The sequence below is a fragment of the Mesorhizobium sp. M1A.T.Ca.IN.004.03.1.1 genome (assembly GCF_003997555.1).
Lineage (GTDB): Bacteria > Pseudomonadota > Alphaproteobacteria > Rhizobiales > Rhizobiaceae > Mesorhizobium.
This window is the reverse complement of the sequence record NZ_RZTV01001146.1, coordinates 1-233: the sequence shown is the minus strand read 5'-3', so window position 1 is coordinate 233 and position 233 is coordinate 1. Positions and strand designations below refer to the sequence as shown.

The following is a 233-nucleotide window of genomic DNA, read 5'->3' as shown; positions in this document are numbered from 1 at the left end:
TCCAGATCGCCAATCCGAATTCTTCCGGCACCGCCTACACGGCGCTCGCCTCTCTCGTGCAGATCATGGGTGAGGACCAGGCCTTCGACTACCTGAAGAAGTTGAACGGCAACATCTCGCAATATACTAAATCCGGATCGGCGCCCGTCAAGGCGGCTGCACGCGGCGAGACGGCACTCGGCATCGTCTTCGTGCACGACGCAGTGGCGCAGACGGCGGAAGGCTTCCCGGTC

At 61.8% G+C, this 233-nt stretch carries 1 pseudogene; it reads left to right on the top strand.

What is annotated here, in order from left to right:
* Window positions 1–233 (top strand): annotated as a pseudogene (locus EOD29_RS35265) (iron ABC transporter substrate-binding protein); the annotation flags it as partial.